This is a genomic window from Streptomyces calidiresistens, from assembly GCF_014141525.1.
Taxonomy (GTDB): Bacteria; Actinomycetota; Actinomycetes; order Streptomycetales; family Streptomycetaceae; genus Streptomyces; species Streptomyces calidiresistens.
Genome location: NZ_VKHS01001383.1, coordinates 1 through 775 on the forward strand (window position 1 = coordinate 1; position 775 = coordinate 775).

The following is a 775-nucleotide window of genomic DNA, read 5'->3' on the forward strand; positions in this document are numbered from 1 at the left end:
CCCCCGCCCCGGACCCCGGGGACCGGCCGGAGGAGCCGGAGCGGCCGGCCCTGGCGGTCGTCCCCGACCCCGAGCCCGACCCGGGGCCGGTGATCGACCTCGATCTCCACCGCCCGCGCCGCAGTCCGCTGGACGCCCTGGCCGCCATCCCCGACCCCGCGTTGGGCGACTCCCCCGTCCCCCACCCCGAGGACGACGGGGGCCTGGACGGAGGAGAGGAGGACCGGGAGGACGAGCCGCTGCCCGAGACCGGCACCGGCACCGACGGCCGGGAGGACAAGGGCGGGCTGGGCGCGCTGGCGATGGCCGCCGGACTCGCCGCCTCGGTCGCCGCCCTGCGCCGCCTCGAGGACCGCGACGGCAAGGACGGCAAGAAGAAGGACAAGGATGCCCGGGCCGGTGGCACCGGCGCCGCCGGTACGGGGTCGGCCGGGAGTGCCCGGCCCGGCCCCGGGGGCCGTTCCGGTGCGGGAGGCGAGCGGGCCGGACACCGCTCCGGCGGGATCGGCCCGCGCGGCACCACCGGATCCGGCGGCGGACACCGCACCGCCCCCCGACCCGGCTCCGGAAACGGCGGCGGTGCCGGGCGGCGCGGCTCCGGCACCGGGAGCGGTGGCGGGCACCGCAGCGGCCCCCGATCCGGGGAGCGCACCCACCACCGCAGCGGCGGCATCGAGCGCCGCGCCGATCACCGCTCCCAGAACGGGAGTGGGGGCCGATGGAACGAGGAGACCCGCTCCCGGAACGGCCGGGGCGGCGGGGGCGGGTCCTGGTG

1 pseudogene is annotated in these 775 nt (G+C 80.4%); it reads left to right on the forward strand.

Annotated elements, in window-relative coordinates:
• Positions 1–775 (forward strand): annotated as a pseudogene (locus FOE67_RS27425) (hypothetical protein); the annotation flags it as partial.